13 protein-coding genes are annotated in these 17018 nt (G+C 62.7%); 6 read left to right on the top strand and 7 right to left on the bottom strand.

Going from position 1 to position 17018, the window contains the following annotated elements:
- Nucleotides 1-49: 49 nt before the first annotated feature.
- Nucleotides 50-1441, bottom strand: a complete 1392-nt coding sequence (locus NA29_RS07030; RefSeq protein ID WP_039397086.1) for a surface lipoprotein assembly modifier — start codon at nucleotides 1439-1441, stop codon at nucleotides 50-52.
- Between the two features lie 628 nt (nucleotides 1442-2069).
- Here NA29_RS07030 and NA29_RS07025 point away from each other — a divergent pair.
- Nucleotides 2070-4310, top strand: coding sequence for an NADP-dependent isocitrate dehydrogenase (locus NA29_RS07025; RefSeq protein ID WP_039397084.1), 2241 nt, complete (start codon nucleotides 2070-2072; stop codon nucleotides 4308-4310).
- 178 nt (nucleotides 4311-4488) lie between these two features.
- Here NA29_RS07025 and NA29_RS07020 read toward each other — a convergent pair whose 3' ends face one another.
- Together NA29_RS07020 and NA29_RS07015 are read right to left on the bottom strand one after the other, a co-directional pair.
- Nucleotides 4489-5799 (bottom strand): MFS transporter, encoded by a 1311-nt coding sequence (locus NA29_RS07020; RefSeq protein ID WP_039402652.1) that lies wholly within the window; start codon nucleotides 5797-5799, stop codon nucleotides 4489-4491.
- A 430-nt stretch (nucleotides 5800-6229) separates the two neighbouring features.
- The gene (locus NA29_RS07015) at nucleotides 6230-7459 is read right to left on the bottom strand and encodes an arabinose transporter (protein ID WP_084103526.1); all 1230 of its coding nucleotides are present in this window, start codon (nucleotides 7457-7459) and stop codon (nucleotides 6230-6232) included.
- Between the two features lie 255 nt (nucleotides 7460-7714).
- Between NA29_RS07015 and NA29_RS26230 the strand changes: the two genes are divergently transcribed.
- Nucleotides 7715-7846, top strand: a complete 132-nt coding sequence (locus tag NA29_RS26230) for a hypothetical protein (protein WP_257125718.1) — start codon at nucleotides 7715-7717, stop codon at nucleotides 7844-7846.
- Between the two features lie 80 nt (nucleotides 7847-7926).
- Here the strand turns inward: NA29_RS26230 and NA29_RS07010 are convergent, their stop codons facing one another.
- Nucleotides 7927-9534 carry a Na/Pi cotransporter family protein gene (locus NA29_RS07010; protein WP_052252591.1) on the bottom strand — a complete coding sequence of 536 codons (1608 nt, stop codon included), beginning with the start codon at nucleotides 9532-9534 and terminating at the stop codon, nucleotides 7927-7929.
- A 102-nt stretch (nucleotides 9535-9636) separates the two neighbouring features.
- Nucleotides 9637-10287: a TetR/AcrR family transcriptional regulator gene (locus NA29_RS07005; RefSeq protein WP_039397083.1), complete on the bottom strand. Its 651-nt coding sequence runs from the start codon at nucleotides 10285-10287 to the stop codon at nucleotides 9637-9639.
- Between the two features lie 150 nt (nucleotides 10288-10437).
- Here NA29_RS07005 and NA29_RS07000 point away from each other — a divergent pair, with 150 nt between their 5' ends.
- The 3 genes from NA29_RS07000 (at nucleotide 10438) to NA29_RS06990 (ending at nucleotide 14081) form a co-directional block, all read left to right on the top strand.
- Nucleotides 10438-11277: a metal-dependent hydrolase gene (locus NA29_RS07000; protein WP_039397081.1), complete on the top strand. Its 840-nt coding sequence runs from the start codon at nucleotides 10438-10440 to the stop codon at nucleotides 11275-11277.
- A gap of 353 nt (nucleotides 11278-11630) precedes the next feature.
- Nucleotides 11631-12671, top strand: coding sequence for a porin (locus NA29_RS06995; protein WP_039397080.1), 1041 nt, complete (start codon nucleotides 11631-11633; stop codon nucleotides 12669-12671).
- A gap of 117 nt (nucleotides 12672-12788) precedes the next feature.
- Nucleotides 12789-14081 (top strand): NCS2 family permease, encoded by a 1293-nt coding sequence (locus tag NA29_RS06990; RefSeq protein WP_039397078.1) that lies wholly within the window; start codon nucleotides 12789-12791, stop codon nucleotides 14079-14081.
- Between the two features lie 108 nt (nucleotides 14082-14189).
- Here NA29_RS06990 and NA29_RS06985 read toward each other — a convergent pair whose 3' ends face one another.
- A complete protein-coding gene (locus NA29_RS06985) occupies nucleotides 14190-14915 on the bottom strand; it encodes a GNAT family N-acetyltransferase (RefSeq protein WP_039397076.1) in 726 nt (241 codons plus the stop codon).
- Nucleotides 14916-15021: 106 nt separating this feature from the next.
- Here NA29_RS06985 and pdxR point away from each other — a divergent pair, with 106 nt between their 5' ends.
- A complete protein-coding gene (pdxR, locus tag NA29_RS06980) occupies nucleotides 15022-16614 on the top strand; it encodes a MocR-like pyridoxine biosynthesis transcription factor PdxR (protein ID WP_224786869.1) in 1593 nt (530 codons plus the stop codon).
- Between the two features lie 4 nt (nucleotides 16615-16618).
- Here pdxR and NA29_RS06975 read toward each other — a convergent pair whose 3' ends face one another.
- Complete coding sequence (locus tag NA29_RS06975) at nucleotides 16619-16804, bottom strand: hypothetical protein (protein WP_039397074.1); 186 nt, start codon at nucleotides 16802-16804, stop codon at nucleotides 16619-16621.
- Nucleotides 16805-17018 lie beyond the last annotated feature (214 nt).

Genomic DNA, 17018 nt, shown 5'->3' with positions numbered 1-17018 from the left:
CTCAATGGGTTCGCGCAACCGACCGAGCTGTCGAGCACGCTGCGCGAGATCAGCGGAAGTCATAACGTGCCACGATTTCATAGACACTCCGGTGGTAATCGAACAGCGGCTGGCTGGAACCGTTGCGCGTAAAGCTGTATTGCGGCGTGATCGAAAACGCCTTCGTCACAAAGTACGAGTAGCCCGCCCTCACATCGAGCTGACGGTCGCGGCGCTCAACCAGAAACATACTGTCCAGCGTGTCGTAGTTGCGACGCTCGAAGCTAACGTTGGCAAAGAGCATCTGGTTCGGCATCACATGCCATTCGCCACCGATGCGTCCGCCCCAGAGGTGATTGCCGAATGCCGCAGACAGATCGTCCCTGGGACTCTCCCGTCCTGCATACATCGACGCATAGGCCACCGGCTCACCATAGACCGACGCAAATCCCTTGACGATGGACGCCCCGCCAATCGCGCGATTCACGTCGCGTGCGTTCGTCCCCATATAGCGGATCGGCGTGTACTGCGCGAACGCTGCCGCCTGAAGACTCTCGCCGAGGTCGCGCGTCCACTGCGCGGTGAAACCGTTGAGATTCCGGTAACTCTCCGAATCGACCCACATATGCTGATTCGCATATTGCAGCCCGAAGTTGTTCTTGCCGGACAGCCAGTTCGCGCCCAACTGAAACAAGTAGCTGCCCTGATCGAACGCGCGGGCGTTGCCGCCATAGCGCCGCACGTCGACGTCCCCCGAACCTGAGATCACGAGGTTCTCCGTCACCGCGTGACGAACGGCAAGCCCGCCGCTCACATCGCCAAAATTCGCAGGTGTGCCACGGGAGCCACCATCGAGGACGAACATCAGGCCGCCGAGCGCCGGAATCGCGATGGACGAATGGGTCGTCGCATTGTTGGCGTTGGTGTCATGTCCGAAATTGCCCTGCACGTAGCCGGACCATGCCGTGCGCACACCGACCGGCGCATCGATCGCATTCAGATAGGCTTGAATGACCGGACGAACGCCTTCGGGCACATCGCCCGCCGCCACACCTTCGAATTCCCGACGGGCGTTTTCTCGCTGGCCCAGCAAGAAATAGGTGCGCCCGAGTTCGAGATGCGTCGGACCGTCGCCCGGCCGCTCGGCAATGCTGCGCTTGAGCGCGCGCTCCGCCACGTCGAGGTGACGCGTGTCCGCTGCCGCGATGCCAAGCAGATAATCGTACTCCGCGTCCCCGGCGAGACGCCCCTCCAGCGGGGCCAGAAGAGCGTATGCCTGCTCCGGCGACTTCGCTCGCATGTGCGCACGCGCCTGTGCGATGGCGGAACCCCGGACGTCAGTGCTTACGGACGATGACGCATTCTCGGCGGCGACGCCCTCGGACGCCCCCGCAGTTCCCATCAGCACAACAGAGAACGCCGCGGCGACGAGCGCACTGCGGCGAAGCGATAAAACGGACATGCATGAATCCCCGGTACGACGAGACCCCGGCGCGGCCGGCAGCCTCATGCTGGTTCGTTATTAGTTTTGTCTTGTGCAACCGCACAGCTCAATCCGTCACTGCGCCTATATCTCTTTTGCTTGCGGCAGATGACGAACGCCCGGTGGCAGTTGGGGGGACGACTGCGCCCGGGGATCAAACCTTCCGGGGGTCGGAGCGTTGCGCGCCATTTAATCGCAACGCCTTGCCGGTTGCAACTGAGAAAACAGAGTGTCGCGCGGCAGCATCAGGCGACGCGACAGCGCGGTCTCAAATAGGATTTCCTTGTGTCTCGACGGACGTTATTGCCGCGTTTTTCATAGATTTTAACTATTGAAAAATGAAGTCCATTCAAACAACCCTCATCAGAACCCGGTTCCACCCTGCCGTTTCCGGCACCCCTGCCCCAGCCTGCGGGGTTTTCAACGGCGTGATGGGCACTTCCGTGCCAGTCTTATATAAGACCCGAGCATTCACATTACGAAAAGGCATTTCAGTTTTGCCCCCGACCCGTGTCACAATCAGGGAAAATTTGTCATGGCTAGCGGACTGTGACCCAGTCGGCGGCGTTCCCCCACCTTTTCCTGATTCTTGAATCCGAGACCAGCGATGAGCACGCAGCAACCCAGCATCATCTATACCCTGACCGACGAAGCTCCGCTTCTCGCCACCGGCTCCTTCCTCCCGATCATCCGCACGTTCACCGCTCCGGCGGGCGTGGCGGTCGAGACGAGCGACATCTCGGTCTCGGGCCGTATCCTCGGCGAATTCCCTGAATTCCTGACCGAAGAACAGCGCGTCCCGGACAACCTCGCCGAACTCGGTCGTCTGACGCAGGATCCGAACACGAACATCATCAAGCTGCCGAACATCAGCGCATCGGTGTTCCAGCTCCAGAGCGCCATCAAGGAACTCCAGTCGAAGGGTTACAAGATCCCGGACTTCCCGGAAGACCCGAAGACCGACGAAGAGAAGGCCATCCAGAAGCGTTACTCGAAGTGCCTCGGCTCGGCCGTGAACCCGGTCCTGCGTGAAGGCAACTCGGATCGTCGCGCACCGCTCGCCGTCAAGAACTACGCCAAGAAGCACCCGCACAGCATGGGCGAGTGGAGCATGGCTTCGCGCACGCACGTCGCGCACATGAAGCATGGCGACTTCTACCACGGCGAAAAGTCGATGACGATCGACAAGGCGCGCGACGTCAAGATGGAACTCGTGACGAACAGCGGCAAGACGATCGTGCTCAAGCCGAAGGTCTCGCTGCTCGACGGCGAAATCATCGACAGCATGTTCATGAGCAAGAAGGCGCTGTGCGAGTTCTACGAAGAACAGATGGAAGACGCACGCAAGACCGGCGTCATGTTCTCGCTGCACGTGAAGGCCACGATGATGAAGGTCTCGCACCCGATCGTGTTCGGCCACGCCGTGAAGATCTTCTATAAGGAAGCCTTCGAGAAGCACGGCAAGCTGTTCGACGAACTGGGCGTGAACGTCAACAACGGTCTCGTGAACCTGTACGAGAAGATCGAAGCGCTGCCGAGCACGCAACGCGAAGAGATCATCCGCGATCTGCACGCCTGCCACGAGCACCGTCCGGAACTGGCGATGGTCGACTCGGCCAAGGGCATCTCGAACCTGCACGCACCGAACGACGTCATCGTCGACGCATCGATGCCCGCCATGATCCGTATCGGCGGCAAGATGTGGGGCGCCGACGGCCGTCCGAAGGACACGAAGGCCGTGATCCCGGAAAGCACGTTCGCTCGCATCTATCAAGAAATCATCAACTTCTGCAAGACGAACGGCGCATTCGATCCGACCACGATGGGTACGGTGCCGAACGTCGGCCTGATGGCACAGAAGGCTGAGGAATACGGCTCGCACGACAAGACGTTCGAAATCGCCGAAGACGGCGTGGCGAACATCGTCGACATCGCCACGGGCGAAGTGCTGCTCTCGCAGAACGTGGAAGCTGGCGACATCTGGCGTATGTGCCAGGTCAAGGACGCACCGATCCGCGACTGGGTGAAGCTCGCCGTGAACCGCGTGCGCAACTCGGGCATGCCGGCCGTGTTCTGGCTCGACCCGTACCGTCCGCACGAAGCCGAACTGATCAAGAAGGTCGAAACGTACCTGAAGGATTACGACACCAACGGTCTCGATATCCAGATCATGTCGCAAGTGCGCGCCATGCGTTACACCCTCGAGCGCGTGATTCGCGGCCTGGACACCATCTCGGTGACCGGCAACATTCTGCGCGACTACCTGACCGACCTGTTCCCGATCATGGAACTGGGCACCAGCGCCAAGATGCTCTCCATCGTGCCGCTGATGGCCGGTGGCGGTATGTACGAAACGGGTGCTGGCGGCTCGGCACCGAAGCACGTCAAGCAACTGGTGGAAGAGAACCACCTGCGCTGGGATTCGCTGGGTGAATTCCTGGCACTGGCAGTCTCGCTGGAAGACCTCGGCATCAAGACGGGCAACCAGCGCGCCAAGATCCTCGCCAAGACGCTCGACGCCGCAACGGGCAAGCTGCTCGACAACAACAAGGGTCCGTCGCCGAAGACTGGCGAGCTGGACAACCGTGGCAGCCAGTTCTACCTGTCGATGTACTGGGCGCAGGAACTGGCCGAGCAAAAGGACGACGCCGAGCTGGCCAAGCTGTTCGCCCCGCTCGCAAAGCAACTGACCGAGAACGAGAAGACCATCGTGGGCGAACTCGCCGACGTGCAAGGCAAGCCGACCGATATCGGCGGCTATTACAAGCCTGACTTCGAAAAGCTCGAACAAGTCATGCGTCCGAGCAAGACGTTCAACGCAGCACTGGCAAGCGTCGCCAAGGCGTAAGCCACGGTGCCGCTGGCGGGCGGTCCCCAAGGACTGCCCTGTACCCGCCAGGGAGCAACAAAAAAGCTGGTCCACTCACATGGACCAGCTTTTTTTGTTGGCGAAACTTCTCGCGTGAGACATCGCCCGGGAGGGATGGGCAGCACCGCCGACCTCCCCTCACAGTTCGACAGAACGATCAGCGATTGACCTGTTCCTTCGACTGGGTGAGTGCCAGCACGGCACCCAGCGCGAGCGCTGCCGACACGCAGTACATACCGGCGTTCGTGCTTTGCGTCACGTCCTTGAGCCAGCCGATGACGAACGGGCTCACGAAGCCTGCCAGGTTGCCGATCGAGTTGATCATGCCGATGGCCGCCGCCGCCGAGCCGCCGACGAGCAGTGCGCTCGGGTACGTCCAGAACACGGGCATCGTGGCCAGCATGCCGGCCGTGCCGACCGACAGCGCGACCATCGCGAGCGGTACATTGTTGCCCCAGATCGTGCTCAGGTACAGACCGACGGCGCCGGCGAACGACACCACTGCGAAGTGCCAGCGACGCTCACGCGAGCGGTCCGAGCTGCGTGCCACGGCAATCATGCTGACGACGGCGCAAGCGTACGGAATGGCGGTCAGCAGACCCACGTCGAGCGCGCTCTTCACGCCGCTGGCCTTGATGAGCGTTGGCAGGTAGAAGCCAATGCCGTACAGACCCATCATGCAGCAGAAGTAGATCACGGCCATCAGCCACACACGACCGTTCGCGAACACCGAGGCCACCGATTGCGGTGCCTTGCCCGCGCTGTCCTGCGCGATGTTGTGCTCCAGCACGGCCTTCTCGTCTTCGGTCAGCCACTTCGCAGCGCGAATGCCGTTCGGCAGATACATCAGCGTGATCACGCCGAGAATCACCGACGGAATGGCCTCGATGAAGAACAACCATTGCCAGGCCTTCCAGCCGCCCACGCCGTTGAACGCTTGCAGAATCCAGCCCGAGAGCGGACCGCCGAACACACCGGCCACCGGAATACCGATCATGAACAGCGCGTTCATGCGGCCACGGCGCTGCGCCGGGAACCAGTAGGTCAGATACAGCACGATGCCGGGGAAGAAACCCGCTTCAGCCACACCGAGGAGGAAGCGCACGACGTAGAACTGTGTCGGCGTCGTGACGAACAGCGTCGCTGCCGAGAGCACCGCCCACGAGATCATGATGCGTGCAATCCAGCGACGCGCACCGACCTTGTGCATGATGATGTTGGACGGCACTTCGAAGAAGAAGTAACCGATGAAGAAGATGCCGGCGCCCAGACCGTAGACGGTCTCGCTGAACTGAAGGTCGTTCAGCATTTGCAGCTTGGCGAAGCCGACATTCACGCGGTCCAGATAGGCCGCGACATAACACAGGAAAAGGAACGGCAACAAACGCCAGGTCGCTTTTGCGTAGGCTTGCGCCTCGATCTCGCGCGTATGCGCGTTGGCTTTGACACCGCTAGCGATAGTACTCATGGTCTCCACTTCGAACTTCGGCTGCCACGCAGCCTGAATTGACTGCAACGTTGCACCCGGACCACTCGCACCGATCACGCTGCCTTACCCACTCGACCGCTCTGAAGACCTCACGATTCCCATGTTGCAGGAATCGATCACGCGCAGGCCCGGAGGCATTGTCTCCGGACGTCGCGCCCAACGGTTAAGCCGTTGTGCGACGCATCTCACCCTGCCATCCCCTTAGGTATTGGGAGGCCGAGGCGGATTGTAAACCATAGGACACCGCTTTAAATGGAACGAACCTTCAGTGCGTGAACATTTTCTTGAGGCGCGATCGTCGGATATCGAATGGGCCTTTAGCGTTTGCGGGCACCTACGGAACGGCGGAATGCAGCGCCGTGCGACCTCTCGGGTCGAGAGGCTGCACGGCGCTGCATCGACCATCAGATCAGCGCTGACGCGCCCGCAACGACACGACCACGATGACACCCAGCACAGCCGCCACCGCACCGCACAGGAACACGGCCCGATAACCGAACGGGTTAGCCACGGCCCCCGCGAGCGGACCGGTGGTCAGGATAGCGATGTCCTGAAATGCGGCATACGTGCCAAGGCTCGTACCGCGGCTGGCCGCCGGTGCGCGCTTGACGACTTCAATGCCCAGCGACGGGAAAATCAGCGATGCCCCTGCCCCGGCCAACGCCGTCCCCAGTAGGGCGAGCCACGCGACGGGCGCTTGCCAGACGATCAGCAGCCCAATGGCCTCGACGACGAGCGACGCCTGCGCCACCCGCAGATTGCCGAAGCGCTCGGGCCAGCGGCCGCCGATCAAACGCATCAGCACAAACGCCAGACCGAACGCCGACAAGGCAATCGCCGCACCGGTCCAGCGCGACGCCTCGAAGTACAGCACCACGAACGCACCGACCACAGCGAACCCGACACCCTGCAACGCCAGCGCCAGCCCCGGCAGGAAGACGATACGCAACACCTGCGAGTACGCCAGCGCGCCCCCGGCCTGATGCGCGGGCGCGACAGCAGCGATGCGCGAGATGACCGCCCAGCCCGCCAGCGGCAACAAACAGATCGCGACGGCAACGCCCGCCAGCGATGTACCGCCATAGAGCGCCAGCCCCAACGGGGCGCCAACCGCGAATCCGCCGAAGACAGCCGCGCCGGTCCATGACATCACACGGCCCGATTGCGCAGCACCGAGACTGCCGATGGCCCATGTCAATGTGCCGGTGATGCACAGGCTCTCACCGACGCCGAGCAGCAAGCGGGCGAGGGTCAGCACAGCCAGACGCGGCTCGGCGGCTACCGAGATCAGGCTCGTCGCGAGCAGCGCGACGCCTGACAGTCCAACGAACACCAGACCGCGCATGAGCGCCACGCGTGCACCGCGCTGATCGGCGGTGCGTCCGGCGAACTTGCGGGTGAGCACCGTGGCGAGCGACTGCACGCCCACGGCAAAACCCACGATGACGTTGTGATACCCGAGCATGTTGTGCACGAACAGCGGCACGACGGAAAGCGACATGCCGATGGTCAGGCACGCGAGAAAAACATTGAGCGAGAAGCGCACGAGCAATGCCGTAGCGTTGACGGGCGCGCCCGCCGCCTGATGGGGAGGTTGGGCCTGATCCGAAGATTGGGCCGGTGTAGCGGAGGACGACATGCGAGAAAGCTCCAAAGGTTGCCGGTCAGCGAAAGCCAGTGTCGAAGGAGATGCAAGCGACATGCAAGCGAAGTCATCGGTGAAACACCGGCGAACGATGAACAAGCCACGAACGACGGACACCGGACGCCAACCAGCGGACGAACGACCGCAAACGGGGCATCGGTATCGAAACAGGCAAATCGGAGGAGGACGGCGCTTATGGCGCTCAGTGAACCGGATACAACGCTGAATGGGTTGCCCGGTAGTTCACGCATGAACGCACGCCCCTCGACCGACGTGCCGATAGAACCGGCCGCTGTCGCGGAGAATGCGTTGATTCACGTGAACGCTTACGTGACACCCGTGGAGATTTCACCGGATGCCAAGAATCTGTCGTCATTCTAGCCACGCATGTTGCGTTGCGCAAGCGACGGGCATGACGCGAAAACCACACCTCCCGCTCAATCGGTTGGCCGGTCAGCCGCTCAGTCAATGGGATCGGTCCCCCTCGCTCGACGCGTGCTCGCCTTGACGGTCTGCTGCAAAGCGCGTCGCAGGGCGCTGTAACGCCGCAAGGCTTCCTCCATCACGGAGATACGTACGGTGCCCGCCGCGCCGTCGGCCAGCAATTTGGCCTTGAGCCCGCCATACGCCGCTTCCATTGCCGACGCATGTGTGCCGAGCGACTCGCCACTGTCTTCCGGCCACGCATCGCTTTCCACATGATCGAGCAGCGCGCCCGATTCGCGTAGGAACGCTGTGTAGACGTCCGACATACCGGTCGCGGTGCTGGTCTGGTCGCGCAACGCGGCGGCCGCCACCGCCTGCTCTGCCGCGCTCTCGTAGTAGCGCAGTGTGCGCAGCGTGTCGGCCAGTTGCTCGGCGGACGCCGCGCCCATGGCCACGCGACTCATGCGCTCGGCGAATGTCTGGCAAACGCTGCCGAGGCGCGTGACCGACGCGTGCGACTGGGCCAGCACACCGGAACTCGTACCGGTCAATGCGCCGCGCACCATATGTCGGCTGATCACGCCAAGGCGCTCGACTTCACGCTTAAGCGCGTCGACGGCCAGTTGCGGCACCTGCAGCACGTTGTCGTCAAGGAACTGCGGCGCCCCGTCGTCTTCCTCCCGCGAGCGAAAGCGACGCTGCAACCAGTGCAACAGCGGCGTGGTCAGCGGAATCATCAGCAACACGCCGAGTACGTTGAACGTCGTGTGGAAGATCGCGAGCTGGATCGCGGGGTCGGCTTCGCGGTGCATCCATTCCATGCCGGTGGCGATGGCGCGGATCATCCACGGTAGCAAAAGGAGTGCCACGACAGCCGCCACCACGTTGAAGGCGACATGCGCCATGGCCGCCCGCCGCGCGTTGGGCGTCGCGCCGATGGCCGCGATCACGGCCGTCACCGTCGTACCGATGTTCGCGCCGATCACCACGGCCGCCGCGCCCTGCGCGCCCAGCAGTCCGTTCTGCGCGGCCGTGAGTGTGATGGCCATCGCCGCCGCCGAGGACTGCACGATGCAGGTAAGCACGAAGCCCACGACGACTTGCAGCAGCACGTCGAGCGGGCCGGTGCCGTCGGGCAGACGAATCATGCCCGCCATGTCGATGAAGGCAGATTGCAGCAGCGAGATGCCGAAGAAGAGCAGGCCGAAGCCCGCGAGTGCATTGCCGACGGCACCGCGCCGGGTGCCCGCGCCCGTCAGGCGCAGCGCCACGCCGACGGCGATCATCGGCAGCGCGAACGCATCGATATTGAACTTGAGGCCGATCACCGCGACGATCCACCCCATCATCGTCGATCCGAGATTCGAACCGAACATGAGCCAGAGCGCGCCACCGAGCTGGAGCAGCCCGGCGTTGACGAAGCCGATGGTTGCAATCGTCACGACCGACGAGCTTTGGGTGATGGCGGTGACGAGCACGCCCGATGCGAAGGCCTGCCATCGGGTCCGCGTCGCCCCGGCGAGGATGCGTTCGAGCGCAGGCCCAGCGGCGAGTTTGAGGCCGTCGGTCATCATCGCCATGCCGATCAGGAAGATGCCGACACCCCCCGCCAGAATGCTGACCGCCTTGACGATTTCACCCATGCAACGCCTTCCTTTGTGCGAACTGCCGGAGCTATCGAAGTGGTGCGCGTCTTTGCCTGCGAAGCGACGGTGGAACCTATCGTCGGTCCGGTGAGCGTGCCATCAGGCGTCGGCGCGCAACAGGCCCCAGCATAACCGGTAAAGCTCGTCCTCGAATTCTGGAGTGCCAAGCAACGGGGAGTCTTCGAGTACCGCAGAGCGCAGCGTGCCCATGAATGCGCGCGTGAGCACGAACACCGTGGCGGTGGTCGGCGGACGCATCCCCGGCGCATCGCGGCGCGACATGGCGACGGCGATATGCTCCGCCGCCTCGCGCATCGCCTGCATGATGTTCTCGTGATGGTCCATCTGCCACGCCATCTTGATGAGTGAGCGCTTCACGCGTCCCCCCGAACCGAATGCTTCGATCAGCATGCGGATGCGTTCGCGAATCACGCGCTCGGGGTCTGCGCCTTCATCGACGGCACGGGCGAGGAATTCGTTCTGCTCATCCATCACGCGACGTCGCTCGCGCGCAATCATCGCCAGCAGAATCGCTTCCTTGGTCGGGAAGTACTGATACAGGGTGCCAATCGAAAAGCCAGCCTTCTTGGCGATGCGATTGGTCGTGAGCGCCGCCTCACCTTCTTCGTCGAGAACCTGAGCCGTAGCCTCGAAAATGGTCTCGACGGTGTGCTGCGCGCGTGCCTGCATCGGCCGCTTTCGCATGGCGGACGGGGCGTTCGGGGTGGCGGGCGACTTCGGTGTGGACATAAATAAAAACCTGAGCAGGAAGCGAGTTGCGGCAAGGCGCCTGAAAAATGAATAATGCTCACATTCGGTATGAAATTCAAGAGACGGCGTCATGGACGTCACATTCGTTGCATCGGACGTTCGTCTCGACTGCCAGAGAGGTCTGCCATCATGAGCAACGACATTTCCGCGCTGACCGTGCGCAAGCTGACGGTCGATCTTGCCAGTGGCTTCGAGCGCCATTGGCACAGCGGCGACGCTTACCGCACGATGTACTACAACTCGCTGTCGATGAGTTTTCCCGTCGGCGAGCAGTCGTTCATCGACTCGGTGCGCGACACGATGGACCGTCTGCCTGACGATGCGCGTTACGACAAACTGCGCGCCGACATTGCGCAATTCATCGGACAGGAAGCCACGCACCGTCATCTACACGGCCAGTACAACGCGCAGCTTGCCAAGCAAGGCCTGGTGAATCATTGGGAGAACTGGGCGACGTCGCGCATTCAGTGGGCGCGACGCCGCAAGCTGTCGCCGATGTACATGCTCGCCGTCACGGCTGCTTACGAGCATTGCACGGCGGTGTTCGGCGACGGCGCACTGCGCTACGACCGCTGGCTCGCGAAGGCGGAGCCGAAGATGCGTCTGATGTGGCGCTGGCACGCGGCCGAAGAGACCGAGCACAAGGCGGTGGCGTTCGACCTGTACCGTGCATTGGGTGGCAGCGAGCGACAGCGGGTACTGACGTATCTCTACGTGCTGTTCATGTTCGGGCTGGAGAGCCACGCGCAGACGATCAACAATCTCTGGCGCGACGGCACACTCTTCAAGCCGAGCACGTGGTGGGGATTCACGACGATGTTCTTCGGTCGCGACGGCGTCGTCTGGCGCACGACCGGGCCGATGCTCAAGTACATGCTGCCGTCGTTCCATCCGAATCGTCACGGCGATCCGGCGCTCGCGCAGAACTGGCTCGAAGCGCACAACGCGAGTTGGCGCGCGGTTCGGTAAGCGCGGTCGACGACGGCGGCTTGCCTGAAGCCGCCATCAGATCGAGAGCGGATATTCGCGTCCGAGACGCGGATATCCGCTTTTTTTTCGCCCCCGCAAATTGCGCTGCGCAAGAGGTAAACCGCCCGTGTTAACCCGCGAAGTGTGACGGCAACAACGGAATAACGAGTATCAACGCCGCGTGATATGTCGTATGAGGCACCTTGATAATAATGATCACGCCTCAAAGCAACACCGATCCCCGCGCAACGCGAAGTCAGTGTGTCAATGACTCAGGCGTGCCCCCTTGCACTCTTCGGTGAAAAGAGCAGTTCAGAGGCACGCACAAACTAAAACGAGACGGAGACACATTCATGAGCAAGGCAGCAGGTTGGCTGCGGGGCACGCTCGCCCTCGCAATTTGCGGCGCGGCGGGCGTCGCGAACGCACAATCCAGCGTTTCCCTTTACGGCCAGGTCGACGCGTGGGTCGGCGCGGCCAAGGCCCCCGGCGGCGAACGCGCTTGGACCCAGGCCGGCGGCGGCATGTCCACGTCTTACTGGGGGATCAAGGGCGCCGAAGATCTTGGCGACGGTCTGAAAGCGATCTTCACGCTCGAAGACTTCTTCCTGCCTCAGAACGGCCGCTACGGCCGCTTCACCGGCGACAGCTTCTTCTCGCGCAACGCCTACGTCGGACTGCAATCGAACACGCTGGGCACGATCACGATGGGGCGGCTCACCACGTCGTACTTCGTGTCGACGATCCTGTTCAACCCGTTTGTCGACTCCTACACCTTCAGCCCGATGGTCTACCACACGTTCCTCGGTCTCGCGGGACAAGGGATCGTCGGCGACTCGGGCTGGAACAATGGCGTGATGTACGCCACGCCCGACTACAAGGGGCTGGGCGCAAGCTTCTCCTATGCCTTCGGCAACAAGGCGGGCGAAATGGGGCAGAACAAGTGGAGTGCCGCGGCCATGTACTTCCATGGCCCGCTCGCCGCCACGCTCGCCTACCAGCAGGTCAAGTTCGACTCGACGCCCGACGATCAGGCAGGTATCACCGGTTTTCGCAATCAGCAAGCGCTTCAGGCCGGTCTGACGTACGACTTCAAAGTGGTCAAGTTTTTCGGTCAGTACCAATACATCAAGAACACGATCACGGGCGGCAATCTGACGTCCAACGGGGGCCAGCTCGGCTTTACCGTGCCGCTCGGCGGGGGGAATGTGATGGCGTCTTACGCTTACACGAAAAATTCCGGCGCAAACAATACCAGCCGGAATACGTGGGCCATCGGCTACGATTACAACCTCTCCAAACGCACCGATGTGTACACGGCCTACCTCAACGACAAGGTTTCCGGGCTGGATGCCGGGAATACTTTCGGGGTGGGCATGCGCATGAAGTTCTGACAGACTCGACGCAAGCAGTCGCCTGACAAAATCGGTGGCACGGGCTCGCGCGCAGTACAATGCGCGCGCCCCCGCTGCACACGGACAACGGCATAACAAAGTCACAAGGAGAGCGCGTTGCTGACCAAATTCTTCAAACTCGAGGAGCATGGCTCCAATGTACGCACGGAAATGGTGGCGGGTCTAACGACCTTCCTCACCATGTCGTACATCATTTTCGTCAACCCCAACATCCTCGGCACGACGGGCATGGACAAGAGTGCCGTGTTCGTGGCGACCTGTCTGGCAGCGGCGATCGGCTCGGTGGTGATGGGCTTCGTCGCCAACTATCCGATCGGCATGGCGCCGGGTATGGGCCTGAACGCCTTCTTCGCCTTCACGGTCGTAGGCGCGATGGGCTACACGTGGCAACAGGCGCTCGGCGCGGTGTTCATCTCAGGGTGTCTGTTCATCATCCTGACCGTGACAGGGGTGCGATCCTGGCTCATTGCCGGGGTGCCCAAATCGTTGCGATGTGCGATTGCAGCGGGTATCGGTCTGTTCCTCGCCATCATCGCGCTCGGTAACGCCGGCGTGGTCGTCGCCAACCCGGCTACGAAGATCGGTCTGGGCGATCTCCACTCGCCGCAGGCACTGCTCGCCATCTTCGGCTTCTTCCTGATCGCCGTGCTCGACGCGCTGCGGGTTCGTGGCGCCATCCTGATCGGCATTCTGGCCGTGACGGTGCTCTCGATGGTGCTGGGTCTGAACCAGTTCCAGGGCGTGTTCGCCATGCCGCCGAGCCTCGCGCCGACGTTCCTCCAGCTCGACATTCCGGGTGCCTTGCACGCCGGTTTCGTCCACGTGATTCTGGCCTTCGTGCTGGTCGAAGTGTTCGACGCGACGGGTACGCTGATGGGCGTGGCCAAGCGCGCCGGTCTGCTCGAAGGCACGCATTACAAGGGCTTGGGACGCGCGCTCTTCGCCGACTCCATCGCCATCTTCATCGGCTCGCTGCTGGGCACGAGCAGCACGACGGCTTACGTCGAAAGCGCCTCGGGCGTGCAGGCTGGCGGCCGCACGGGTCTGACCGCACTGACGATTGCCCTGCTGTTCATCCTCGCGCTGTTCATCGCCCCGCTGGCTGGCTCGGTCCCGGCGTACGCCGCCGCACCGGCACTGCTGTATGTTGCAGGCCTGATGCTGCGCGAACTGCTCGACGTCGAGTGGGACGACATCACGGAAGCTACGCCGGCCGCCCTGACCGCGCTGGCCATGCCGTTCACGTACTCGATCGCCACCGGTCTGGCGTTCGGCTTCATCTCTTACGCCGTGCTGAAGTTGTTCACGGGCCGTGCGAAGGAAGTCCACCCGGCAGCGTGGGTGATCGCCGTACTGTTCGTGTTGAAGTACGCCTTCTTCCCGGGCTGATCGGCCCGAGGTATCGCCACCGTCGATTGGGACGGTTCCGATAGCAAGCAACAAGCAAAACGGTCCGCCGGGGATTTCCCGGCGGACCGTTTTGTTTTGACGTCGCAGTTATGCCCGGGCAGCGGAGATCAATGCCGCAAGTCCCGCACGATGCTGGCCTTGCGCGTCGAAGTTCTCCGGCGAGAGCCACTGCTCGAAGCCCCGGCTGATTGCAGGCCATTCCGCATCGGTGATGGAAAACCACGCCGTATCCCGGCTGCGTCCGCGATAGACAATGGCGTTACGGAAGATCCCTTCGAACGTGAAGCCGTAGCGGGCCGCCGCACGGCGCGAGGGCGCGTTCAGCGAATCGCACTTCCACTCGTAGCGACGATAGCCCAACTCGTCGAATGCGCGACGCATCAGCAGGTACTGTGCCTCCGTCCCCGCACGCGTGCGCTTGAGCAACGGCGAGTACGCCACGTGCCCGACTTCGACCACACCGTTGGCGGGATCGATGCGCATGAGCGCCAGCGTACCCACGGCTTTGCCCGTCTCCAGATCGACGATGGCGTGATGCAGCGGGTCGGTGGACGCCGCCAGCTTCGTTGCGTAGGCGTAGTAGCTGTCGAAGTCGGGAAACGGGCCGCCGCTCATGTAGGTCCAGTCGCGCCCGTCCGGTGCGGTGGCGTAGGCGTCGAAGAGATCCTTAGCGTGACGCTCGACGTCGATTGGCTCCAGACGGCAATACCGGCCGCTGACCGGCGTGCGCGGCGGCTGAGCGCGCGGCTTCCAGTCGGGCAGCGCCGGGCCGATGGGCTGGTCGTAGTCATTGAAGTTCGGTGCGTCGGTCATGGCTCTCTCGTCTCCGGCAATTGGATGGGCATTTTGATCATTCAGACTAAGTTATCGCGCCGGTGGTACGATGAAAAGCACCACTCTTCGCGAATCTCTTGGTGCCATGACATCCGTAGCCAAAACACGCGCTGACACGACGCCCCCGGCGCCTGCCTTTGCACCGGAGAACGTTGCCGCCCTGTTCGACAGCCCGCTTGCCACGGGACCGGGACGCAACGTCTCACTCCAGAAGCAACTCCTGGCGCGACTCAAGCACGCCATTCTCGAAGGACGTTTGCCTGCTGGCGCACGTCTGCCAGCCTCGCGCACACTCGCGGAGGACCTCGCCGTGTCGCGCAACACCGTCTCCATCGTCTACGACCAGCTCGCTGCCGAGGGTTTCATCGTCCCGCATCGACTCGGCACGCGCGTCGCGCAACTCTCGCTCGATCCGCACATTGCCGCGCAGGCGGCACAGGTCGCGAGGTCGAGGACGCAAGAGGTCGATGCGCCCGACGTCGCACCGGAAGTCGTAACTGCACCGTCACCGTCACGCCGCATCCAACGCCTGCCCGCCACCCGGCACGCCGCACGCGCGGGTGAAACCCCGCTGCCGTTCACACCCGGTGTGCCCGCGCTTACCCGCTTTCCCGCGAGCACATGGCGACGTACGCTGGAGCGCGTCATGCGCGAAGCGCAGCCCCGCCACTACAACTATGGCGACCCGCTGGGCGAGCCTGCGCTGCGAGAAGCCATTGCGGACCATCTGCGCATCTCGCGCGGCGTGCGGTGCGATGCGTCACAGGTCGTCATCACGGAAGGTGCGCACGAGGCGCTGATTCTCTGCGTACGGTTGCTGACCGACCCGGGCGACACGGTGTGGATGGAAGACCCCGGCTATCGTGGTGCGAAAGCCGCCTTTCATTCGAGCGATGTGCGATTGCAGGCGCTGCGTGTGGACGACGAAGGCATCGTCATTCCCGAAGGCTTGTGGGAGCGCTCGCCGCCGCGACTGGTGTACGTGACGCCGTCGCACCAGTACCCGCTTGGCAGTGTGTTATCGGCATCGCGCCGTCTCGATCTGATTGCGCAGGCGCGGCGTCACGGCGCATGGATTCTGGAGGACGACTACGACAGCGAGTTTCGTCATCAGGGCGAGCCGATTGCCGCGATGCAGGGGATGGTGCCGGACGCGCCCGTCGTGTACGTCGGCACCTTCAGCAAAACGATGTTCCCGGCACTGCGTCTCGGGTTTCTGATTCTGCCGACGGCACTCGCGACGCAGGCCCGCGATGCGCTCGACGAACTCCTGCGCGGCGGCCATCGCTTCGAACAGCTAGCACTCGCCGACTTCATCCGAAGTGGGCAGTTTGCGCGTCATCTGGGGCGCATGCGGCGTTTGTACCGGGAGCGTCAGACGGCATTGCGCGACGCGCTGGCCACGTATTTCGATCCGGCATATGCGGTGATTGGCGAACGCTGCGGACTCCACCTGACGGTGCGACTGGACTCGGCCTTCCCGGACGCGGCCATCGTCGCGGCAGCTCAGCGCGAAGGGATCGGCCCTCGCGCGCTGTCGAGCTTCGCACTCGACCCACAACCGGCAGACAACGGATTGGTGATCGGCTACGGGGATACGGACGCCTCCCGCATCCCCGGATTGATCAAGCGGCTGGCGGCGATTGTCGCAGCCGCCGGGTCAAAGTCGGACGGGTAAGTTCTCAGCGCAGACGGCAGATGAGCGTTGGGTCGGGACACGAGCACTCGTCATCGTCCCACGGCGGGCACAGTTGGTAAGGTGCGTCGGCTGCCTGCGCCCCGGGAAGCTCGGCGGCTTGTATCGTCGGAATTTGTGTCCAAAGCGCCGCCGAGATCAACCCGGCACGAATCATCCAGTTCAGTTTCATTTCACACTCCTAAGATGAATGCCCGTTGCGACAAGCAAGGGCGCTCGCAGCAACCGTGCGCGACTCGCTGGCTGCTGCGGATTCAATTTAGGGGGGCGATACGGCAGATGACTTGCAGAAATGCGCTCGCGCCCCGGGAATTGGGAAGACAGCGCTGTGCAACAGGAGGGAGATTGCCCCGAGATCGGCGCGCGGTGGCCGTGTGCCGATCTCC

The sequence above is a fragment of the Pandoraea sputorum genome, assembly GCF_000814845.2.
Lineage (GTDB): Bacteria > Pseudomonadota > Gammaproteobacteria > Burkholderiales > Burkholderiaceae > Pandoraea > Pandoraea sputorum.
This window is presented reverse-complemented; position numbering and strand designations above follow the sequence as displayed.